General features: G+C 50.2%; 16 protein-coding genes. 8 read left to right on the forward strand and 8 right to left on the reverse strand.

All coding sequences use genetic code 11. From position 1 onward, the window contains the following. Positions 1-46: 46 nt before the first annotated feature. The 5 genes from U2F10_RS35500 to U2F10_RS35520 form a co-directional block, all read right to left on the reverse strand. Positions 47-2338, reverse strand: a complete 2292-nt coding sequence (locus U2F10_RS35500) for a WD40 repeat domain-containing protein (RefSeq protein WP_499874823.1) — start codon at positions 2336-2338, stop codon at positions 47-49. Positions 2339-2343: 5 nt separating this feature from the next. Continuing rightward, the gene (locus U2F10_RS35505) at positions 2344-3642 is read right to left on the reverse strand and encodes a hypothetical protein (protein WP_499874824.1); all 1299 of its coding nucleotides are present in this window, start codon (positions 3640-3642) and stop codon (positions 2344-2346) included. An 82-nt stretch (positions 3643-3724) separates the two neighbouring features. Further along, positions 3725-4783, reverse strand: coding sequence for a phage tail protein (locus U2F10_RS35510; protein WP_499874825.1), 1059 nt, complete (start codon positions 4781-4783; stop codon positions 3725-3727). 11 nt (positions 4784-4794) lie between these two features. After that, positions 4795-7032, reverse strand: a complete 2238-nt coding sequence (locus tag U2F10_RS35515; RefSeq protein ID WP_499874826.1) for a putative baseplate assembly protein — start codon at positions 7030-7032, stop codon at positions 4795-4797. Positions 7033-7111: 79 nt separating this feature from the next. Further along, the gene (locus U2F10_RS35520; RefSeq protein ID WP_163665489.1) at positions 7112-7534 is read right to left on the reverse strand and encodes a GPW/gp25 family protein; all 423 of its coding nucleotides are present in this window, start codon (positions 7532-7534) and stop codon (positions 7112-7114) included. Between the two features lie 611 nt (positions 7535-8145). Here U2F10_RS35520 and U2F10_RS35525 point away from each other — a divergent pair. The 4 genes from U2F10_RS35525 (at position 8146) to U2F10_RS35540 (ending at position 12879) form a co-directional block, all read left to right on the forward strand. Continuing rightward, positions 8146-8355 carry a Nif11-like leader peptide family natural product precursor gene (locus U2F10_RS35525; protein WP_163665486.1) on the forward strand — a complete coding sequence of 70 codons (210 nt, stop codon included), beginning with the start codon at positions 8146-8148 and terminating at the stop codon, positions 8353-8355. A gap of 237 nt (positions 8356-8592) precedes the next feature. Next, positions 8593-9816: a Pvc16 family protein gene (locus U2F10_RS35530; RefSeq protein WP_163665484.1), complete on the forward strand. Its 1224-nt coding sequence runs from the start codon at positions 8593-8595 to the stop codon at positions 9814-9816. Next, positions 9813-11957 (forward strand): ATP-binding protein, encoded by a 2145-nt coding sequence (locus U2F10_RS35535; protein WP_499874827.1) that lies wholly within the window; start codon positions 9813-9815, stop codon positions 11955-11957. The genes U2F10_RS35530 and U2F10_RS35535 overlap by 4 nt, the downstream gene beginning before the upstream one ends. Continuing rightward, a complete protein-coding gene (locus tag U2F10_RS35540; RefSeq protein ID WP_163671115.1) occupies positions 11950-12879 on the forward strand; it encodes a hypothetical protein in 930 nt (309 codons plus the stop codon). Before U2F10_RS35535 ends, U2F10_RS35540 begins: the two co-directional genes overlap by 8 nt. A 159-nt stretch (positions 12880-13038) precedes the next feature. Here U2F10_RS35540 and U2F10_RS35545 read toward each other — a convergent pair whose 3' ends face one another. Both U2F10_RS35545 and U2F10_RS35550 read right to left on the reverse strand, forming a co-directional pair. Continuing rightward, positions 13039-13644 (reverse strand): Uma2 family endonuclease, encoded by a 606-nt coding sequence (locus U2F10_RS35545; protein WP_431732055.1) that lies wholly within the window; start codon positions 13642-13644, stop codon positions 13039-13041. Positions 13645-14337: 693 nt separating this feature from the next. Further along, positions 14338-14970, reverse strand: a complete 633-nt coding sequence (locus tag U2F10_RS35550; RefSeq protein WP_499058291.1) for a type I restriction endonuclease subunit R — start codon at positions 14968-14970, stop codon at positions 14338-14340. A 259-nt stretch (positions 14971-15229) separates the two neighbouring features. Here U2F10_RS35550 and U2F10_RS35555 point away from each other — a divergent pair, with 259 nt between their 5' ends. Both U2F10_RS35555 and U2F10_RS35560 read left to right on the forward strand, forming a co-directional pair. Continuing rightward, positions 15230-15757, forward strand: a complete 528-nt coding sequence (locus tag U2F10_RS35555; RefSeq protein ID WP_163670275.1) for an eCIS core domain-containing protein — start codon at positions 15230-15232, stop codon at positions 15755-15757. Positions 15758-15807: 50 nt separating this feature from the next. Beyond that, positions 15808-17271: an ATP-binding protein gene (locus U2F10_RS35560; protein WP_163670273.1), complete on the forward strand. Its 1464-nt coding sequence runs from the start codon at positions 15808-15810 to the stop codon at positions 17269-17271. A 34-nt stretch (positions 17272-17305) separates the two neighbouring features. Here U2F10_RS35560 and U2F10_RS35565 read toward each other — a convergent pair whose 3' ends face one another. Next, the gene (locus U2F10_RS35565; RefSeq protein ID WP_163670271.1) at positions 17306-17509 is read right to left on the reverse strand and encodes a hypothetical protein; all 204 of its coding nucleotides are present in this window, start codon (positions 17507-17509) and stop codon (positions 17306-17308) included. A 658-nt stretch (positions 17510-18167) separates the two neighbouring features. Here U2F10_RS35565 and U2F10_RS35570 point away from each other — a divergent pair. Then, entirely contained in the window at positions 18168-19880 is a 1713-nt protein-coding gene (locus U2F10_RS35570; RefSeq protein ID WP_163670269.1) for a phage tail sheath family protein, read from the forward strand. 112 nt (positions 19881-19992) lie between these two features. Next, positions 19993-20490, forward strand: a complete 498-nt coding sequence (locus U2F10_RS35575) for a phage tail protein (protein WP_163670267.1) — start codon at positions 19993-19995, stop codon at positions 20488-20490. Positions 20491-20498 lie beyond the last annotated feature (8 nt).

Here is a 20498-nt window from a genome sequence, read left to right on the forward strand (position 1 = left end):
GAAGGGGGAGTTAATATTAAAAAGTAACGAGTAGCGAGTATGGATCTCAGGGGCAGGCGGGGTTGTCGGCTTTTGTTTGGCGCAGATTGACTTGATGGGTGTCGCTGCCACTGACAATGGCTAGTGTGTTCTCCTTTTGGGCAATATCGACGCTGTTGATGGGTTTTGAAAACTTGGCAATTTGTTTTTTGTCCATTACTAAACCTGAAGGGTTGAGACGCCACAGGATGACTCGACCATCGGCACCGCCGCTGACGAGATAACAGGCATCTTGGGTGAGGGCGATGGCATTGACGGGACGCTCTTGGTGACCATCTGTCCACTGATCGGTGGGTGAACAATTGGCATTGTCGGTCCAGCACTGGTTAAGATTCCAGAGACTAATGCGACCCTGGTTATCGGCAACTGCCAGGCGCGTTGGCTTATTGTCAGCGGTGTCTAGGTTGGTAATGTAATCGTCTTCTTGACCTGTAGCATAGGGGATAGAGCTGATTTGGTCAGTTTGGGGATCCCATAGCTTGAGCTGATTGCGGCGACCGCCAATGACCAGGGCTAAGGGATCTTCCGATGCAGTTGTTTTATTGAAGAGGATCCCTTGCTCAGGGGCAAGGCTTGTGGGGGCCATGGCCTGAACTGCAAAGTTAAACTGTTGTTGTTGAGCCGGTTTCGAAAGTCTAGGGCGATTGTTTAGGTCTGGTAGATACCAGCGTAAAACTAGCCCACTACCGTGGGCGCTAAACAAACTGCGGGAATCGGCGCTAAATTGTAGGTCAAAGACGCGATCGTCTGGCTGGAAGACCATTGGTTTATTGGTTTCCGCGAGTAAATCCCACAGTTGAATTTCTCCATTTTCTAGCCCAGCTGCCAGAATATTATTGTTACGAGGACGGTAGTGAACGACTCGCACCGCCTTTTCTTGCATTGCTTTGTTCGGGGGCAGCTTATTTAACCGTTGGAGTTGACTCTTTCGGAGTTGGCGAAAGAGCTGCCAACGGCCAATGGTATTGTCATTGGAGCCGCTAATGACCATGCTGGCTTGCCCGTCAAATTGCACGCTATTAACGGGGCCTTTATGGTCAGATAAATGTTGGTAGAACCACCTTAGACCTAGTGCCATTAAGAGCAGTCCTAAACATTGCAGCCAAAATGGAACTCTAGGGGGGACCGCAAGCCGAATCTGATGTTCCGGAGGGTCAACGATAGTTTCTTGCAGTTGGGGGTGGAGCTGAAACTGTTGTCGGCGTCGCCATCCCCACCAGGGGACCTTGGGTTTGATGTTTAAGGCCAGGGTGGTGACTTCTCCAGGTTTGAGATCAACCTGAGATGGTCTTAGGTGCAGGCAATGGGGGGTGGTGCGAGCTGGGGTGGGAACGGTGCGTCGTAGGAATGACTGCAATCGCTTGAACCAGGGGATATCGATGCGGTTTATGTTGAGTCTGACGGACTGTACTACATTGCTGGTGTTGTCCAGGGTGATTCTGTAGGTTTTGGATTTAGAGGCTTTGGTAGATCTGGATCGGGGGTTATGGGTGGGAGAGGAAGGGAGGTGCGATCGCACCCCCCACAGCTCAACGTCATCGACCTCATCCATCTCCCTAGGGTCTTTATGCAGCTTGGGATTCACCGTCGCCAGGTCACAGTCAAAGAGCAAAGAACCCACGGGTAACACGGTCAGGGTAGCCGCCTGCTGTACCGGCTGAGCCTGAATTTGACGCGCCTCCACCTGAAACCCATAGTCTCCGTGGATCGCTTCACTGAGATCGGGCAGTTGGCAGATAAATAACAGCTCAGATCGGCCCTGGGGCGACAGCTGTAGCCGTCGTTTATGGCCATCAATTAACCAGTTCTGGTTTAAACCCGTTAGCTCCACTTGCAGGTTGGCCGTATTACGCTGACAGTTTTTAATCACTACCGGAATATCAATAAGCTCCCCTGGTTTGCCCTGAAATTCCGTTGTCGCCATGGAGATTTCCAGGGGAATACTGCCTGGGCCTTTAACCTCTAAATTGATACTTTGTCGATCTTTTTCTCCTAGTTCTAAACAGGTGACATTCACATTGAGCTTCATCTTGCCAGTGAAGCCACCGGCAATGGGGGGCAAGGCCAATAGATTAACAATAAAATTAGCCTGATCCCCGGCTGGAATCTTGGCAGAGATATCCGGCGTCAGGCGATACCAATCAGGGCTGGCATTAGGCCTAATGCCAGGTGCCGATAGCTCCAGGGTAAAGGTGGCAAAACGATTACTGAGATTATTGACCATCACCTCAAACTGGTCATGGCCGTCGCCAACTTGAAGAGACTGGGTAGATAGCTGGGTCAAAATCTGGGTAGCCATGGGTCTTAGACCGGTTGAGAACGAGGGGATGAATCGGCCATCAGCCACTGGTGGAGCTGACGATGACGGGCAGCAAACGTGAGGAGATTAACGCCAAATTCCTGGGCCGCACGAATCTCTTCTCGATCGAGATATAGGTCATCATTGGCACCCCAGGCCTGGAGTAATGGCCCCATTAACAGCACCACCCCACCCCAGTGATATAGCCCAATGGGTCGCCGCTGCACCGTTGGCAAATGGCTAAAGTGAAAGGGCTGGGTCTGCACCAGGGAAAACTCTCCCTGACGCACCCTATCCGCCGCTGTTGCTGTGCTAACGGTGGCTGACAGTCCTTCAATCTCTAGAAATGTGTGAATGGGTGCGGCCAGGTTAGCCACTTCGTCGGCAATGCAAGTTTGCAGGGTACTTAATTCTGCTTGAGCACTTTCTCGTAATGATTGAGCACTGTGGGCGGGGGTAGCGGCGATGGCCTGCTGCAGTTCTAGCTCGGCCTGATACAGGTCCAAGACGTCATGATCCACGGTTGCCTCGATGAGCAACACCCCGCCCTGCTGCAAATAGTCAGCCAGCCGGTGCTGATGGGGACGGGGTGTACGACAAAACTCATCGTAGTCAATGTAGCTGAGGTCCCCTGTTAGGGGGGTATCCACCATGTGCCCCTGGAGTCTGGGGGCGAGGCTCGGTAAGGCGGCAAATAACGCCTGAAACTGAGCCACATTGTTAGACGAGGATGACCATAAATCGACTCCACAGGTGAGGGATGAACGAGCCTGAACCGGTTGGCGATGACGTAAATCTAGCTGATTAACATCAGGGGAAAAGACATTGTCTGGGTTAGTGAGCGTCTGTAACCCTGGCCCCAATCGTACCCGACAAAGCTCTACCTCATTCGCCTCAGCAGGCACATCTTTTTCAATAATCTGAAACGCATCCTGGACGATTTCTGTTTCCATTTGGGAGGCCTGTTCCGAATGCTTGAGCACAATATAAATTGTGATTTCTTCGGTGGGCTGGGCCGATAGATAACAACTCTCAGGACAAGAGACAACAATGGGGTTACCCTGGCCATCTATCGCCAGCCCCGGTTGAATCGTCAACCATCGCGGATGGCGATAGCGACTGGATGCTTGCTCTGGAATCTCAGCTACACACACCCCCAGGCCATCGACAATGCCTCCCTGGTGTAGCGACTGATAGTGGATGGTCTGACGGGTTTGATGGTAGCTGTGGGCCACCTGCCACAGGTTGGCCGTAATCAGTAAACCGTCGTTGACGTGGAGACGTTGGAGGGGTTGGAGGGGCATGGGGGGGAGGAAGTAAAAAGTAAAAAGTAAGAGGTAGGAGTGAGAGAGTCTGATTTGCTACTCGCTACTTGTTACTTTTACTTCAACTACTGTCCACCCCAGCTTCAATCACAAGATCGTAGCTACAAAAGGCAGGCTTTTCCTGGTCAATGATGGTACGAATTAAGGATTCATCCAGGGGATGGTTCTCAGGGGGGCGTAGTCGTACGGAAAAGTGGCAGGGACGGCTGCCTCCTAAGATTGCTGAGGTGCCGATGACGGCTTGGCCCAATACATGGCCTGGGCTAAAGGTCTCGTGGATGCCAATGGCTTTTTGGAATTCGTCGGGAATATGTTCATCCAGGGGCAAGCCGCTGGCCAGGTGTAAATAAAACCGTAATCCTCGTCGGGTGCCACGCCATCGGTAAATCTCCATGGCGTAGCGAATTAGCATCCGTTGTTGTTCCAGGCCCAGGGGCACCTGAAATGACCAACCCACCCAATGGGCCAAAAACGGCAGCATCGCGCGCGGGGCGGTCAGTGGATCTAGATAGGCCCACAGGTGGTCCAGAATATCAACGGTGGGTTCAAAGGTGGTCTCAAAGATTTTGAGAAATCGACCGACAATATCGGTGCGGCGGTAAATATCGGGTAGAAGGTCTAGATATTTACTGGGGGGACGTACTAAGAGTTGAAAGGGGGTGAGATGTTCTTCGGCATCACCCCGTTGGGAACTGGCGGTGACTTTAAGTTGGCCTTTGTAATCTAAGCGTAGGGGTAATTGACTGGGGGAGAGGGGGCGTTCAAAAAAATCCGTTGGACTAACAAAGTAAAATACCGTCTCCATTTGATGGTGTGCAGGCAGTGTCGAGCCTTCTGTGTGAATCTGGCACCAGCCTGAGGGAATATCTCCCATGATCGTAAACTGAAGTGTGAGGTTCGCCTCCCCTCGATTTTTTATTCGTACCACCAACTCATTGGGTTCTCCTGGTTGTAGCTGTAGCTGGGTTGTGAGGGAGGATGGCAGGGGGCGGGGAGTGGCGATGCGAGACAATGTGCTAGAGGGGGAAAAGCTAATTGCCGAGCCAGAGGCAAGATCTGGTTCCTGCAAGGGCACCAACTCAAGGTCAATCATGCGTCCAGTTTGGGTCTTCTGTGCCATGGTACGTCCCCCTAACGAATGACCCTAATGGTATGGCCAGTAGACAGCTGAGCGTCGTTCCAGGAACAGATGAGACCCAGGGGATCGGGGGTGACGACGTTGTCTGGAGCTAGCCGCCGTACCCATTCTGTTTCTTGGTCTGTGCTCTGGTCTGTGCTCTGGTCTGCGGCCTGCTGCCGACGTTGTTGTCGAATTTCGTATAGGGTCACTGCGCCCAGATATCGTACCCCGGTCATGGTTTGCAATAGCGTAATGATATCTGACGGATAGACGGGGGTACCAAAGGGCCAGCCTTCTCCCTGGGGGCCACCGGTCAATGGGTTTAAGAATCGATATAGGGCCACCTGTAGTTCCTGTAGTATGGCCTGTTCCGCTTCCGGTGAACTGTAGCTAGGATCCAGAGCCACTTCGGTGGTCACACTCACCCCCACATAATTAGGAGATACAAGCTTTACCTGCAACCCCAGGGGACGTCGTTCGTTGAGATAGTTGAGCACGGTTTGGCTTAGCTCTGGCGTGAGACCCAGCGCTTCGGGGGAAATACCTAGACCCGTGTCAAGGTCCCCCAGGTTGGTTTTGGGCACAACAACAACAGTGATGATGCCAGGTTTGTCGTTGAGTGCATGGGGGCAGAGACTGCGGGCCACAGTGCCTGCACCTGCTTCTAAGGTCAAGGCTTCAAAATCTTCGGCGGTGACGGCGCGATCGCGAGTGCGCAACAATTTAGGTACCCGCAATACGGCGGACTCCAGGGATTCCGCATCAGCGCCATAGAGGGCAGCCCGATAGTTGGTCACAGATGCCACATAGGGTACAGCCGACTTAATCACCCGCAGTGTATTGGCTTGCACATTGCCCTGTTGGCCGCCGCCGGTGCGATAGGCCCGCATAGTCAGCACTGCCCCTCTAGGGGGCACAACCCCATGCTGTCGTTCTAGCAATTGGGGAGAAGCGGCCAACACAGCCGCCGCACCAGAAGCATGGAAAGACTGTTGGTGGGCGCGTAGCTGGGTGGCAGTTTTTAACTGGGCCGGTTCACGGATCAAGGGACCAAACTGGATTAAACCCGTTAGTGAATCTAAGGTGTAGTGGAGATCTTCCGGTCCCGACTCAGCAAAGTCAGATACCTCCTGCCACACTTGCTGTAGACCATTGGTTAAGGTGGCCACCAAAGACTCTGAACCCTGGCGCGGCAAAATCGGCGTACTTTGCAACTGAAACGTTTGTCCCGACTGGCCATTACTTTCCCCCAGCAGTTCATTGTGGATGGTCTCACATTGGTGGGCATTGACCGTGCCCCCCGTGGACCGAGCCGCCACACTAATCAAGCGAGGAGAACTGCCATAGGCCGTTGTTCCTACCATCGGCTCAGTGCAGACACACCGAATCCACCTTCCCCGACGACCAGCAAAGTCTGTGGCTGGAAAATGTTGGGGCAAATGTAAGACAATTTCCCCCTGCTGCACTGCACTGTCACTGCCGGAATTGTAAAAACTAAACCCGTGGGTGTCATCGTCAGTTTCCTGCATCAATATCGTAGAGACCCAGGTCTCACCATTCCAAGCCTCCCAACGACGAGGCGGTGCTGCGGGCAACAGGCCGGTGGGTGTAGCCGCCTCGCCCTCTATCTGTAACGCAACAACGTTGCCGTCTAGCGCTTGGTCAGCATCAAGCACCACATAAAAACAATTGCCAGGTTGGGGTGTGGGGCTAAAAATCTCCTGCTCTGCCCCAGTCCAACGACCGTTGGGCTGGCGAGTCCAGCGTACCGACAGACGATCCTGTAGTGTTGTCGGCTGCAGTTCGTCGGTCTCTGCCGTTAAAAGATGACGGATATGGGGTAGCCCCACGGTGAGGGGACCGTCGGTACTAAAAATAATTGCCTCTTCCGTCTCCGTCCGTTCGGTGGCCACGGCCACTGAGGCTGGAATGGTATAGGGCTCTGGCAAACTGGCAGATAAATAAAAGGTAAGGGCCGTCTGCGCCGGTACCGGCGGCTGTAAGCGAATGCCCAGTAATTCTAAAAAAGCAACATAGTGACGTCGCGGCACCTGGTTAAACCGCATCATCATTTGATCCGTCAGCCAGCCAAACAACTCCACCATGGTGATCCCCGGATCACTGGGATTATGGTTGGTCCATTCTGGACAGTAGCGGGGAATGCGCAACAAACATTCTTCCACCAGTTCTTTGAACTGACGGTCGTCAAGGTTGGAGTTGGGGAGCTTTGGGAGGAAGTCGAATTCCATTGTAGAGCTTTAGGGGGCGGGGAGAGGGGGAGGAAGATTTTTTTCAATTTTTACTTTTTACTGTTCAATTTTTACTTTATTACCCCTCAACCGGAGTGAGATAAAACGGATAAACCAAACTGCGACGATGGTGAGTTTTGCGAATACGATAGTGCACCGTAATCTGTAAACTAGACGCATCTGGCAAAGGATCCGCCGTCACCGCATCAATTTTGATGCGGGGCTCCCATTGTTGTAAGGCTTCACGGGCATAAATTTGAGCCAATAACAAGGTGTCATCGTTGAGGGGGGCAAAAACAAGTTCATGGAGTCGAGAACCAAAATCAGGTCGATAAAGTCGTTCTCCGATGCGCGTTCCTAAGATAATAACGATAGATTCTTCCAGGTTGCGATAGTCATGACTTAGCTGAAAACTTCCTTGCTTGGTTAATCGCATGGGAAATCCCCAGCCTTCGCCTAGGATGTGTCGTCGTTTTTGTGACGGGTCTTGAACTGACGCCATAGGGCATGCATCCACTAACAATTACATGGGATATCTCAAAAGGGAATAGGAATAGTACAAAACATAATACTGAGTTATGTAAAGTTTGAATTGATGTTTAACAACTACCTCTCCTTAAGCAGCTACTGTATATACACATCTGGAAGATTATTAACATCGGCAATGGCGGCAATGGCTCCCCTTATTCAAGGAGAACCAGTTATGTCCAAACCAGATAAGAACAAGGATGTAGACTTCTCGCTAACTGAAAAACAGTGACGTATTACAGGATGGCGATTACTTGATTTCGTTTAGAGATTTTTCCTAATAATAGACATGTTTTAGATAACTAGCATTTCTTTTACAGATGTTTTGGAATTGACTCTATTTGATTACCGTTCAGCCGTTAATTGTTAGATAAGTTAAAAAATGGAGAGTGTCTGTAACTTTGAGCGATCAATATTGCAGATATTTGCAACAAAAATCATGGAATCCTGGTTTGTGTGTTGGTATAGTCATGAAGCTTGCTAGTATAACAGTCAGCTACTGCGAACAAATCATCTGTTGCGAACAAATCATCGTGGCTTTGCGCTCATTTCCTTACTAAAATATTTAAAGGAGCCCCCTCTAATATGGCTAAAGAGCAGGTTGTAAAGCTTTATCGTGAAGCTCAAGCGAATCCTAATTTGCGAGATTCTCTTAATTTAGCTCCCAATGCTGAGTCATTTGTGATGATGGCAAATCAACGGGGTTTTTCGTTTACGCTGAATGAATGGCAAGACATGATGCGGTTTTCCGTGGAAGAGCTTGATTGCGAGCTATCGGAGATTCCAGGGATTTAGGACGGGCATGAAACCGTGATATTAACCCCCCATTGAATATTGGCCAATAACCCGAAGGGTGGGCACGACCCATCAATCGTGTGATATGGCCTACAAATAATATCTCTTGCTATTTTTTGTCACTGGTGGTGGGTAATGGTTGGTATTGGTTCCATGCCGAAACGTCTTCCATGGGTGTTACCCATCCTACGGATTGTTCTGTTATAAAACAGCCCGAGGTGATTTTTCTATTTTGTTATGAGTAACTCGTTGGCCATTGCAGCGGTCACTACCACATTGCAGTCTCTGATTAACCAGGGTCTGCGCAATGTGGTAGATAGTGCGACGGTGACGGCACAGACCCTGGAAAAGTCTCAGGGCAATGGTGACAGTAATCGGGTGAATCTGTTGCTCTACCATGCGATGCCTAAGCTTGAGCTGGGCCACCAACAGCCGATCCATCCCAGAGCGAAGGTGAGAACGCCGCAGAAAACTGCTGTTGCCCTGGATCTTTATTATTTAGCGGTAGCCTATGGGGAAAATGGTAGCGAGGCCAAAAGCCATGGGTTGTTGGGGCGGGTGATTCAGTTTTTGGCGGATGGCATCACCCTGCACCCAGACGAGATTGAAATCGCGACCGCAAGAGAATTCCCAGATAGCGATTTACATCGACAGATTGAAAAGATTCAAATTACGCCTGTGGCCCTGGACTTTGAGGATATGTCGAAGGTGTGGCAGGTGTTACAACATCCCTATCGGCCCTGTATCGCCTTTAAAGTCGCCGTAATTATGATTGATACCGGTGGGTTGCCAGCGGGAGCAATGCCCGTATTAAACCGCAGTGGTGTGGAGGGTGGTCCCTTTGTCATACCGGGACTGCCGCCCCAGATTACCGGAGTGATTTTGCCCCACCGACAGCCCAGTGCGCGGCTGGGGGATCGGGTGATGATTCGGGGAGAACATTTTGATGGGGAAGCGGTGACGGTGCAGCTGCGCCATCCGTTGTTAGAAGAGGCGATTGAGCTAGTACCTGAGGTGTCACCCACTTCGGCGGAGATTGTGTTGCCCCCCGAGGCCCGACTGGCCGGGTTTTGGACCGTGGCGGTGGGGGTGGTGCGGGCGTCCAGTGCAATGCGAATTAGCAATGAGTTTCCCTTGGCAGTGGCCCCCACCATTTCAGAATTGGATCCGTTGGAAATCTCGGCGGGGAATTTAACCCTGTCGTTGAGCTGTAGGCCAGCGGTGCATCCGGAGCAGCGGGTGATGTTGATCTGGCGAGATCGCACCATTGCGCCTTATGAAATCTCCACGGACGACGATAATCCAGGGGCATCTCGCCTCACCTTTCGCATTCGAGAAATGACGCCGGGGGACTATCCGGTGCGGTTGCGGGTGGATGGGGTGGATAGTTTGCCGGTGGATGTGGCGACGGTGCCGCTGCGCATCGATCCATTGCAGCAGGTGAGGGTGACTATGCCATGAGCAGCTGGGCAGAACAGAATCGAGCCTATCTATTAGCGGTGTGTCGCGGGTTGCGGCTGCGGCTGCGGCGGGCCATTGGAGAAGATGCCATCACGCCGGAAATGCTGGAGGAAGCAGAAGTGGCCATTGCAAAAGCGGCGGCGATGGATCCGGAACCGGCGGCGTTGGAGCTGGGCTATCGGTTTAACTTAACGGACCTGGATCTGGGCATTTTGCTGCTGTGTGTGGCCATGGAGGTGGACCCGCAGATACCGGAACTGTGCGATCAGGCCCAGGGGGATCGGGGTTGGGCGTTTCCCACCTTTGCCCTTTGTTTTAATTTGTTTGATCAGGTGCAGTGGGATGTGATGACGGTGGATGCGCCGCTGCGCTACTGGCGGTTAGTTGAGCTGCATTCTCCCCAGCCGCAGCCGTTGCCCCAGACGATGCTGCGGGCGGATGAGCGGGTGGTGAATCATGTTATGGGATCTTCGGGGTTGGACCATCGGCTAGAAGGATTGGTGACGCCGTTGGGTCGGGGGGCGGTGCGGCTGTCGGCGAGCCAGCGGGCGGTTGTGGAATCGTTGGGGGAGCGGCTAGCCGGAACAGAACGGGGGCAGGTGTTGCCGGTGGTGCAGTTGTTGGGCCATAGCGAACCGACGAAGGTGCTGGTGGCGCGGGCAGTGGCGCGGGGGTTTGGGATGGGTCTTTATTGTTTGATGGGTGAGCTGATCCCGACGGGAGATACGGCGTTTACGGAGTTTTTGCGGTTGTGGGAACGGGAGACGTTTTTGTCGGCGGTGGCGTTGTACGTGGATACGCAGGAGTTGGGGTCGGATAGTTCTGGTCGGGTGGCGCTGCGGCGGTTTTTGTCGGGTTGTGATGGGTTGGTGTTTGTGGATAGTCGGGAGGTGCGGTTGCCGACGCATCGGGTGGGGATTGTGCAGGAGGTGGGGAAGCCGACGGCGATGGAACAGAGAGAGGTTTGGGAGGATATGTTGGGTGAAGGATCGGATGAGATGGCGGGGGTATTGGCGGGGCAGTTTTGTTTGAATGTGTCGGAAATTGAAGAGATAAGTAACGAGTATCGAGTAACAAGTAACAAGTTGGGGGAGGAAATTAAAACTACTCTGCGAGAAGAGCACAGCTCTACAAAAATCAAAATTCAAAAAGAAGAGGAAACAGTTCAAAATTCAAAGTTCAAAATTCAAAATTCAGATACTCCATCACCCCATCACCCCATCACCCCATCACCCCTTCTCTGGAATGCCTGCCTAAACCGTACTCGCCCCCGCCTGGAATCTTTGGCGCAGCGGGTTGATGTGAAGGCTACCTGGGATCAGTTGGTGTTGCCGGATGAGGCGATGGGGATTCTGCGGCAGATTGTGGATCAGGTGCGGTTAAGATCTCGCGTCTACGATGACTGGGGCTTCCGGGAGCGGATGAATCGGGGGTTTGGGGTGAGTGCGATGTTTGCGGGGCCGAGTGGGACGGGGAAGACGATGGCGGCGGAGGTGATTGCGAATGAGTTGGGGTTACATTTGTATCGCATCGATTTGTCGTCGGTGGTGAGTAAGTATATTGGGGAGACGGAGAAGAATTTGCGGCGGTTGTTTGATGCTGCGGAGGAGGGGGGGGCGATTTTGTTTTTTGATGAGGCGGATGCGTTGTTTGGGAAGCGGAGTGAGGTAAAAGACAGCCATGATCGGTATGCGAATGTGGAGATTAATTATTTGTTGCAAAGGATTGAGGCGTTTCGGGGGCTGGCGGTATTGGCGACGAATTTGCGGGGGGCGTTGGATGATGCGTTTTTGAGAAGGCTGAGGTTTTTGGTGGAGTTTCCGTTTCCTTCTCGGGAGTATCGGGAGATATTATGGCGGAAGGTGTTTCCGGTGGGGTGTGTTAGTGAGGAGATGGATTATGGGGAGTTGGGTGGGTTTGATGTGGCGGGGGGGACGATTCAGACGGTGGCGTTGAATGCGGCGTTTGTGGCGGCGGAGAGGGGGGAGTTGGTGGGGATGGGGGATGTGTTGGGGGCGATGAGGGTGGAGTATGGGAAGTTGGGGAGGGTGGTTTACGCATCAGAGTTTCAGTGGCAGGATGTAGAACATAGATCGACGGATTGGGAGCAAACGCAGGAGCAGGAATTGGCAGATGACTGAATCAAAGCAAAGAAAGAGAAGGCAAGTTGAACGACAAGGAATCAAAGGCGAGGAGCGTGGGTTGCAGCTAAGGAATCGCAGACAAAGAACAGGATGCAAGGTAGAGATAAAGAATGGAAGAGGCCACAATTGGAGACAGACACGAGAGCTCCAGGCCAATAATCTACACGAATCAGAGTTCTGGACATCATCCAGACAACCCTGGAAACGTACTTCTACCGATCGTGGTTCATCGATTCCATATCAGCGAGCCACAAAAGAAAAGAACTCTCATAGACATTTTGAAAATTACTATGCCCTAAATGAAATTTTAAGGCAACCGCCAAGGACGCAACTGCCTGAACCAAAGCAGTTAGTGAAGAAAAACACTTTCATCGATTCAAGCGCAGGCGTATTACAAAGATGCTTTGATAAAAATAACCCTGACCCCAGCAAAAAAATCACTATTCAATCGTGTCAACGCCCAGCGTTTTTCCCTGGATTTCCTTGGAATCATGGATGCACGATATTTAAAAATCAAGATGGATCGACAACTTCCCTTAGCTTAGGAAATCCTACTACGGAAACCGAGAACGATTATCTAGAGTGTATAGAAAGTGAAATCAGCTTTGAGCAAGCACGGCAACTGCATGACAGATTGAAAAGCCAAAAGAAGGCATACAATGAGCCACCGGAAGAATATAAGGAGTATCAAGCTGCCGTAAAAATGAAAACGCCGAGACTTAACTATGCTGTCAATTATTCGTTTGTGAAAGGGAATTGCAACAACCACCAACTAGACGCGTATCAGCACGCGGGCCTGAAGGTGCCGACACCGATGATGTACAGGGATACGATGCAGAATATAAGTGCCGACCTATCAACGCAACTTTCGGGGGACATGGAAGATATGCGGAAGCACACAGGCGATCAATTCACTTAATGTGCGGTTGGACCCCCGAGAGCGTAGCCGGCTCGCCGAAAACGGGTCGGGTGCGTCACGGATCCACCTTTAAGGAGGGCAGGAGAGTGATCTGAATTTTGTGTAAGTGGCCTAAGAGCCTAAGAACCGTAGGGTGTGACTCGACGCACCGCATCCAACTTAAAACCGAATGCGTCGATAGATTTCACTGAGGGGAATGTCTACACCTAAGCTATTCAAAAAGATCCCTTGCGCCATGTCTGAATAATCCTTCCATTGCCAAAAATCATTACTCTCCCGAGCAAGATTATGGTATTGCTCAATATAAGGCTCAGTTTGGCTAACCAGCAGATATTCACAAAGACTAGAAAGAGAACGATATTTTCTGAACTTTTCGCCCCGATCATACGCTTCAGTCGACGGCGATAATACCTCAACTATCAATAGAGGATTGAGAATCTCATCCTGGCGATCGCCATTAAATGCAGGTTCGCCACTAATCACCATTAAATCGGCATATGTCCCACACTGATAGTCAGGAATCCAAATTCGCAGGTCGCTACTGTACAGCCTAAAGTCCGTATCTCTTAATAAAAAGCCCAAATAGATCAAAAAATTACTTGCGATCAAGCTGTGTATCTCAGAACCTCCCGACATCGTAAAAATTTCCCCATTTCGGTATTCGTGGCGTTCTGGATTATTTTCTTCCATCGCCCGATACTCATCTAATGTGAGACGAGTTGAGATGACATCGGGGAGCTTAGATTGAGAAACAACCACAATCAGACCTCTTGACTAATTAGCTCTAAACCTATTATCCCCACTGGAATCAATAATTGCCAACTTATACGCACACTTAAAACGCGATCGGCGCTACCCAGCGAGAAGGAGGTTCAATTTTCGACCCACCCCCAGCGACCCATCCAACACCTCACACAAATTGACAACCCGCACAGCGAAATCAAATGACCTATCCGTAATCTGTAATAGACCGTAGGGTGTGACGCGTCGCACCGCTTCCAACCTATCACGCCCCACCACCGATCTCCATCTATCGACCCATTCCATCACCACATCCACCCCAATCCACCGACCATGAATTCTCTCGTCGCCACATAATCAATCGCGCGCGTTGGCGCAATATATCGATGGTGCGTTACGCGAAGCCTCGCTAACACACCCTACGCCATCACCCCAATTGGGAGGATAAATCCCCGGCGCAATAAACTAGGGTGCGTCACCGAGACCGTAGACCGTAGGATGTGACACGTCGCATCGCTTCCAACCCACCCCGCTTCAACACCAATCGCAAAATTTTCCCACCGAACCATCTCCACCCACCGTCAATTAATTCTCTCTTTGGCCCATAATCAATCTCACGCTCTGGCACAACATCCCGAAGGTGCGTTACGCGAAGCCTCGCTAACACACCCTACCGAACTCAACCCCTACCGAATGCTCAGCTTGGCTGGCTTTGCCTTAGCTTTTTCCCACGACCTGACCAATACGTCGCAAAATCTGCAAAATTTCACACAGTTCCTGATCAGACGTCATCGCTGCAAACACTCGCGAGAAGTTATACTTTCCGCCCTGTGAACGAGCCACTTTCACAAATACCGAATTATCATCATTGGTCATCAGCGCAAAACTCGGTTGTTCCGACTGAGGATCGGCCATCAAATAAGCCAGTGTTTGCGGTAATGCCGACCATACCGACAATGCCGTCTTCTTAGATTCCAGCACAACTACCCAAAACTGTTCTTTGAGTACTAACACATCTAACCGCCCCTGCAAAACCTCCTCTGGATCCTCAAGAGTAAGCTGAACCGACTCCTCCGCCTTAAGCCTAAAAGGAGGATCATAAAATCCCGCTAGGGTTAGTAATGGTGAGGCAAACAAGAGCGTTACCGTATTTTCTAATAGCTGTCCCTGGGAACGCTGATATAGATAACGACGACGCAGCTCTGTCAAGCCTGCCCTGTCCATATCAGTGAGCGCGGGGAAATCAGTACACCATTCCTGAAAAAAATTATCTTCCTCTGTCCGACGCAGGCAGAAACGCTGTTCTGCCTCGATCAGGGTAGTAATCGCTTCTGTGATAGCAACTGACATTATTTGGACTATTTCTACTGCTCCATTGTAGCCAATACCCTCAAAATGTTTCGCCAGCACACCCTACCGAACTTTCCTATCAAGGTGATCTATCTGCAATGCTGCGTTACGCTTCGCTAACATGCCCTAATGATTTCAATCGCTAGTTGCGATTATTATGGTGCTACATAGTTTATGTAACCCTAAGCGGTTTATCTGTTTTCATCAGCTTTAGCCCTGTGCGATGTCATAGGCAAATAGCCTAAGGAAATCCAGCCCCATGTTTGAATCCACGCAGCGAAAACGAGACAAGCAGACTCAAACGAAATCCGAGGCAGATAGCTATTGGCTCCCCGTGCAGCAACAGCAAAATGTTAGTGGGACTCCAATGCAGCGACAGGCAGCACTGCATTACGATGTTGATGCCATGCTAGACACCGTATCATCAGAGCAGGATACCGCCGTTCAACGACAAAGCAACGAACAAGCAAACGAAAACCACACCGGCATGCCCGACCGGCTAAAGTCGGGCTTAGAACAGCTTTCCGGCTTTGACCTATCCAACGTGCGCGTTCACCGCAATTCTGCCAAACCAGCCCAGCTAAACGCCCTCGCCTACGCCCAGGGACAGACCATTCACCTCGGTCCTGGCCAAGAAAAACAGCTGCCCCACGAAGGTTGGCACATCGTACAACAAATGCAGGGTCGGGTAAGGCCCACTATGCAAGCTCACGGGGTAGACATTAATGACGATGTTGCCTTAGAACGAGAAGCTGACCGCATGGGAACCGAAGCCGCTCGCGGATAATGATAGTAAACGGTTCCTTGACAGGATAATGCCCATTACCCGGTGACGGCATGAACCCAGATCAAGTGTCTCAAAACGCAGCCTGTATTGATCTTGAACTCACCTGGTTCAGTACCCTGCTAGAGCATCGCATAAAACTATATTTTGAAGGCGAACCACCTCCGGATGACTTATTTGCCATCATCCCACCACCGGAGCTACGTCACAACGATGCGCCTTACGCCACTCTCGTGCAGCAGCTTCATCTACAGCCAGAAGACCGTCTAGTCCTTTGTCTATGCCTGATCCCCCACCTTAAGCCCCATCTCCTCGACACATTTTTTATCCGCAACCAAAACCTTGATCGCGGCTATACCGAATTTGGCGGCCTCACTGGCAATGTCCACAGTGGCTTTCTCCCCACCTGCGAAACTGCTATGTTTTTACTGGCTGGAGATAATCTCTCTGCTCGCTTACGCTACGACAATCTCTTCCAGCCCAAACACATCCTATTTACCCAGGGCATCCTCACCCTGGACTATCCACACCAAAACGAGCCCCCCCTCTGCGCAGCCCTCAACCTTAGCCCTGAGTATCGCCAACAACTCCTCACCGGGCAGCCCTACACCCCTGCCTTTGGTGCCAAATTTCCCGCCCAAGAAATCACCACCGCCTTAGACTGGGATCATCTTGTGCTTAATCCAGCCACCCGCCAGGAGATTGACCATATCCTGGCCTGGGTGCAAAACAAAGATCTGCTGATGGACCATTGGCAGCTAAAACAGCGGATCAAGCCCGGCTATCGTAGTCTTTTCTATGGTCCCCCAGGCACTGGCAAAACCCTAACGGCCTGTTTACTAGGTAAAAAGCTGGGTTTACCTGTGTTTCACGTTGAGCTATCTAACGTCCTGTCAAAGTACATTGGAGAAACTGAAAAGAACTTAGCCAAACTGTTTGATCGGGCCAATTATCATGATTGGATTCTATTCTTTGATGAAGCTGACTCCCTATTTGGCAAACGGTTAGAATCCCAAAGTTCCAATGACCGGGCGGCCAATCAACAGGTTTCATACCTGCTACAGCGCATTGAAGACTATGCAGGTTTGGTCATTCTCGCCACAAATTTACAGTCTCATTTAGACAATGCCTTTGCCCGTCGGTTTCAGTCTATGATTCGGTTTCCCAAACCCAACCCTGAGCAACGCCTGCAGCTGTGGCAAGATACGTTTATCAACAAGCCTTTTAAAGTGGCTAAAGACGTCGATTTTGAAGCATTTGCCCATGAGTATGAGCTAACAGGCGGTAACATTATCAATATTCTGCACTACGCCTGTGTCAAAGCCGTTAATCGTAAACCACAAAAGATCCACAAAGACGATGTGCTCAACGGCATCCAGCGCGAGCTACAAAAAGAAGGCAAGTTAAATGGCTCAGCCTATAGCTCCTGGGATAGCCTGCCCACAGTCCCTAAGAAAAATAGCAATAGCCCAACTGGGAAACCCCTTTGGTTAGGCTCATCGATAACTATGGAATAAGGTTGTTTATATCTAAACAAATGCCACTCGGGTATCAAATATTGATATCCGTCGGTTGCACTAATGTTTGCAGATATTGGATCGCCTCACTGGGCGACAATAAAATAAATTCTCCCTGTCGTAATAGCTCATACTGGCCGCCTCGATACCCATGGGCCGTAATTAATTTCTTTTCCGTTGCTTCAGTGGCGAGCTGATATAGCTGATTAACGCTAATGGAATCCAGTTCTAAGTTCATTTGATTTTTGAGAGGATCTTAACTTTAACAAGTTCAATCTGACTAATGTGATGTCACCGTCATGTAGCAAAAGCCATTAGATAAACGGCTTCAAAAGGATGTTCTTGGTTTATAAGAGAAATCTGAGAACATCCTTAGCGCCTTGGAAATCCTTGAATATTGGCACTAGATAGATTTGTATTACGCTTCCATAGGGCTAAATTCCACATAACGCATCTCTTAATTATGCAGACTTCAATCTTGAAATCAACTCTTTTTCATCAAGCATTATTAACTTATGTCCTAAGTATAGAAATGTATCTTTAACTTCAGAAAATCAATCTTACGGAACATTTGTAACATCGCTGTGTTACAGCGATGTTTCTCCTGCTTAAGTAAACCTTGTTCAAGGAAAAAATACTTTTATATTGAAAACTTCTTGATGTCTTTGCTGTGGACATTGCTATGGATTGATTTTTGTCAATGTTGAGAGATTTAACTTCGAGATCTTTGAAAAAATAAATTTGTTATGGTAGAAACAAGGCTAATGAGAATTTGTCACGCTTTTTTGATGGCTCTGGCCTAAGGGTCAGTTCAGTTGAACTAAAAAGTTTTGCGCTACAGAGACTTATATATTTACAAACGCCCCAAGCATTAATCCCAACGGAGGAGAGCCAGAATGGCATTAGACTACTTTGCCCCCGGTGTTTACGTTGAAGAAGTAGACCGAGGCAGTCGCCCAATAGAAGGCGTTAGCCTGAGTGTTGCCGGGTTTATTGGGTTTACCGAAGATGTTCGGGGCGATGCCGAACTGTTTGAGCCGATGATGATAACAAACTGGGCTCAATATTTAGAATTCTTCTCTAAACCGGGTTCCGACGGATTTACCGACTATGGCGCTTATTTACCCTTCGCGGTGCAAGGTTGGTTTATGAATGGGGGTGGCCGTTGTTGGGTGGTTAGTATTGGCACGCAGCTGCCAGGATCACCCCAACCCACGGCTGCTGATAATGCCACTAAGATGCTGACGTCAAGTGGTAAACCCTCGCTGTCATGCTATCTCAAGGAGAGTTCGTCGGAAGAGGGGGGCCTCCTAGCGTTACCCTCTAGCAGTGGGCGGTTGACGCTTACGGTGATGAATGGCGAACCAAAGCCATTGCCTGACGATGCTCCTGACGATGCAGAACCTCCTATTAATAATGGAGAGTATTTCACGGTAGTGGTGAGCAACGGCAGTGAAGAAGTTGAACGATATGAGCACCTCTCCATGAATCCGGAGGTGGAAACAGCCCTTGCTGACTATGCAGTGACGGCCTTAGAAGCCTCAGAATTTGTCACAATTGAAAATATCTCGCAATCAGGGCAGGCCCTCTCTCGACGTCCGGCCAATGGTTCCTACGAAATTGCGCCACCTCCCTATGTGGGTACTCCCGATCGATTTAATCGCGATCTCCAGGGCAATCGAGATGATCGCACGGGTATTCAGGGGCTATATGAAGTGGATGAAGTTTCCATGGTGGCCTGTCCTGATTTATTGCTGGCCTATGAGAGGGGGCTGATTGATATTGATCAGGTGCATGGTGTCATGGAAATGATGCTTAGCATGTGTGAAAATTCATTCCCTGGACCGGCCTATCGCATGGCGGTGATTGATCCTCCCCCTGTGAAGCCGGGTAAGAGTATGGACCCGGTGGCTCCCAGTCGACAACGTCCAGCGGATGTGGCCAAATGGCTCAGTTTGTTTAATCGTCGTTCCATGTTTGGGACAACCTATTATCCATGGATAAAGGTGGCCAATCCTCGCGATGGTGGACGACCTAAATTGGTGCCTCCTTCCGGTCACATGATGGGTATCTGGTGTCGCACAGATGAATCTCGCGGTGTCTTTAAAGCTCCTGCCAATGAAACCCCGAGGGGGGTGATTGGTCTGGCCTATGAGACCAATATGCGTGAGCAGGAGTTACTCAATCCGCTGGGGATTAACTGTATTCGCAACTTTGCCAGCTATAACCGGGGGCTCAAGGTTTGGGGTGCCCGCACCTTAGTTGAGCCCGACAATGTGCAATGGCGCTACATTAGCGTGCGCAGGCTGCTCAGCTACATTGAAAAGTCCATTGAAATTGGCACTCAATGGGTTGTCTTTGAACCTAACGATCAAGATCTTTGGGCCAGGGTCACCCGCACCGTTAGCAACTTTTTAGAAAGGTTGTGGCGGGAAGGTGCCTTAATGGGAGGCGCTCCAGCAGAATCGTTCTATGTGAAGTGTGATGGTGAACTCAACACCCATGACACAATTATGTTGGGACGTCTCTATGTTGAAGTGGGCGTTTGCCCCGTGCGTCCAGCAGAATTTGTTATCTTCCGCATTAGTCAGTGGGCACCGAATCAGTAGTAGTTTTAAGGCTAATGCTAACTGAGCTGACTGTTTTAACTAGGTATTAAGGCCCCTTAATGCCTAGTTAAAGAAATAGTTCACCTGTAATCCAAGAGAAAGGAGTGATTTTATGGGCGAGTTAGTTAAACCCATTGCCCCCAGTAGTTTTTACCTGGAATTGGCAGGAGTATGTGAAGGGGAAAAGTCCGTCTTTAAAAGTGTTACTCTCCCTGACTATACGCCGAAAGTCCAGGGCGGGCAACAGGCCGTGGGGACTACTAAAGGAGGTAAAACCATTTGGCAGGTAAACTCTGCTGGTTTTGAAGGGTTGTTTACCCTTGACTGTGTCACCATTGCCAGTGGTGACGGTGATAGTACCAGTAAAAAACTCTACGAGTGGTTCGAAAAGTGTTTGCCCTCGTCCAATGGTGGTAAGAGTAAGTGGACTGACAATAAGGTAGAAGGCAGCATTACGGCTTATAACACCGATGGAGAGGAAATTGCCCAATGGCAATTTACAGAAGCTTGGCCATCTAAATATAAATGTGCCGATCTCGATGTGACGGCTGATGCTTACATTGAAGAGACCTATACCATTACCTGTGAAAAGTTTAACCGTACCAAATAGTTTAATTA

The sequence above is a fragment of the Leptothoe sp. EHU-05/26/07-4 genome (assembly GCF_043421015.1).
Lineage (GTDB): Bacteria > Cyanobacteriota > Cyanobacteriia > Phormidesmidales > Phormidesmidaceae > Leptothoe > Leptothoe turfae.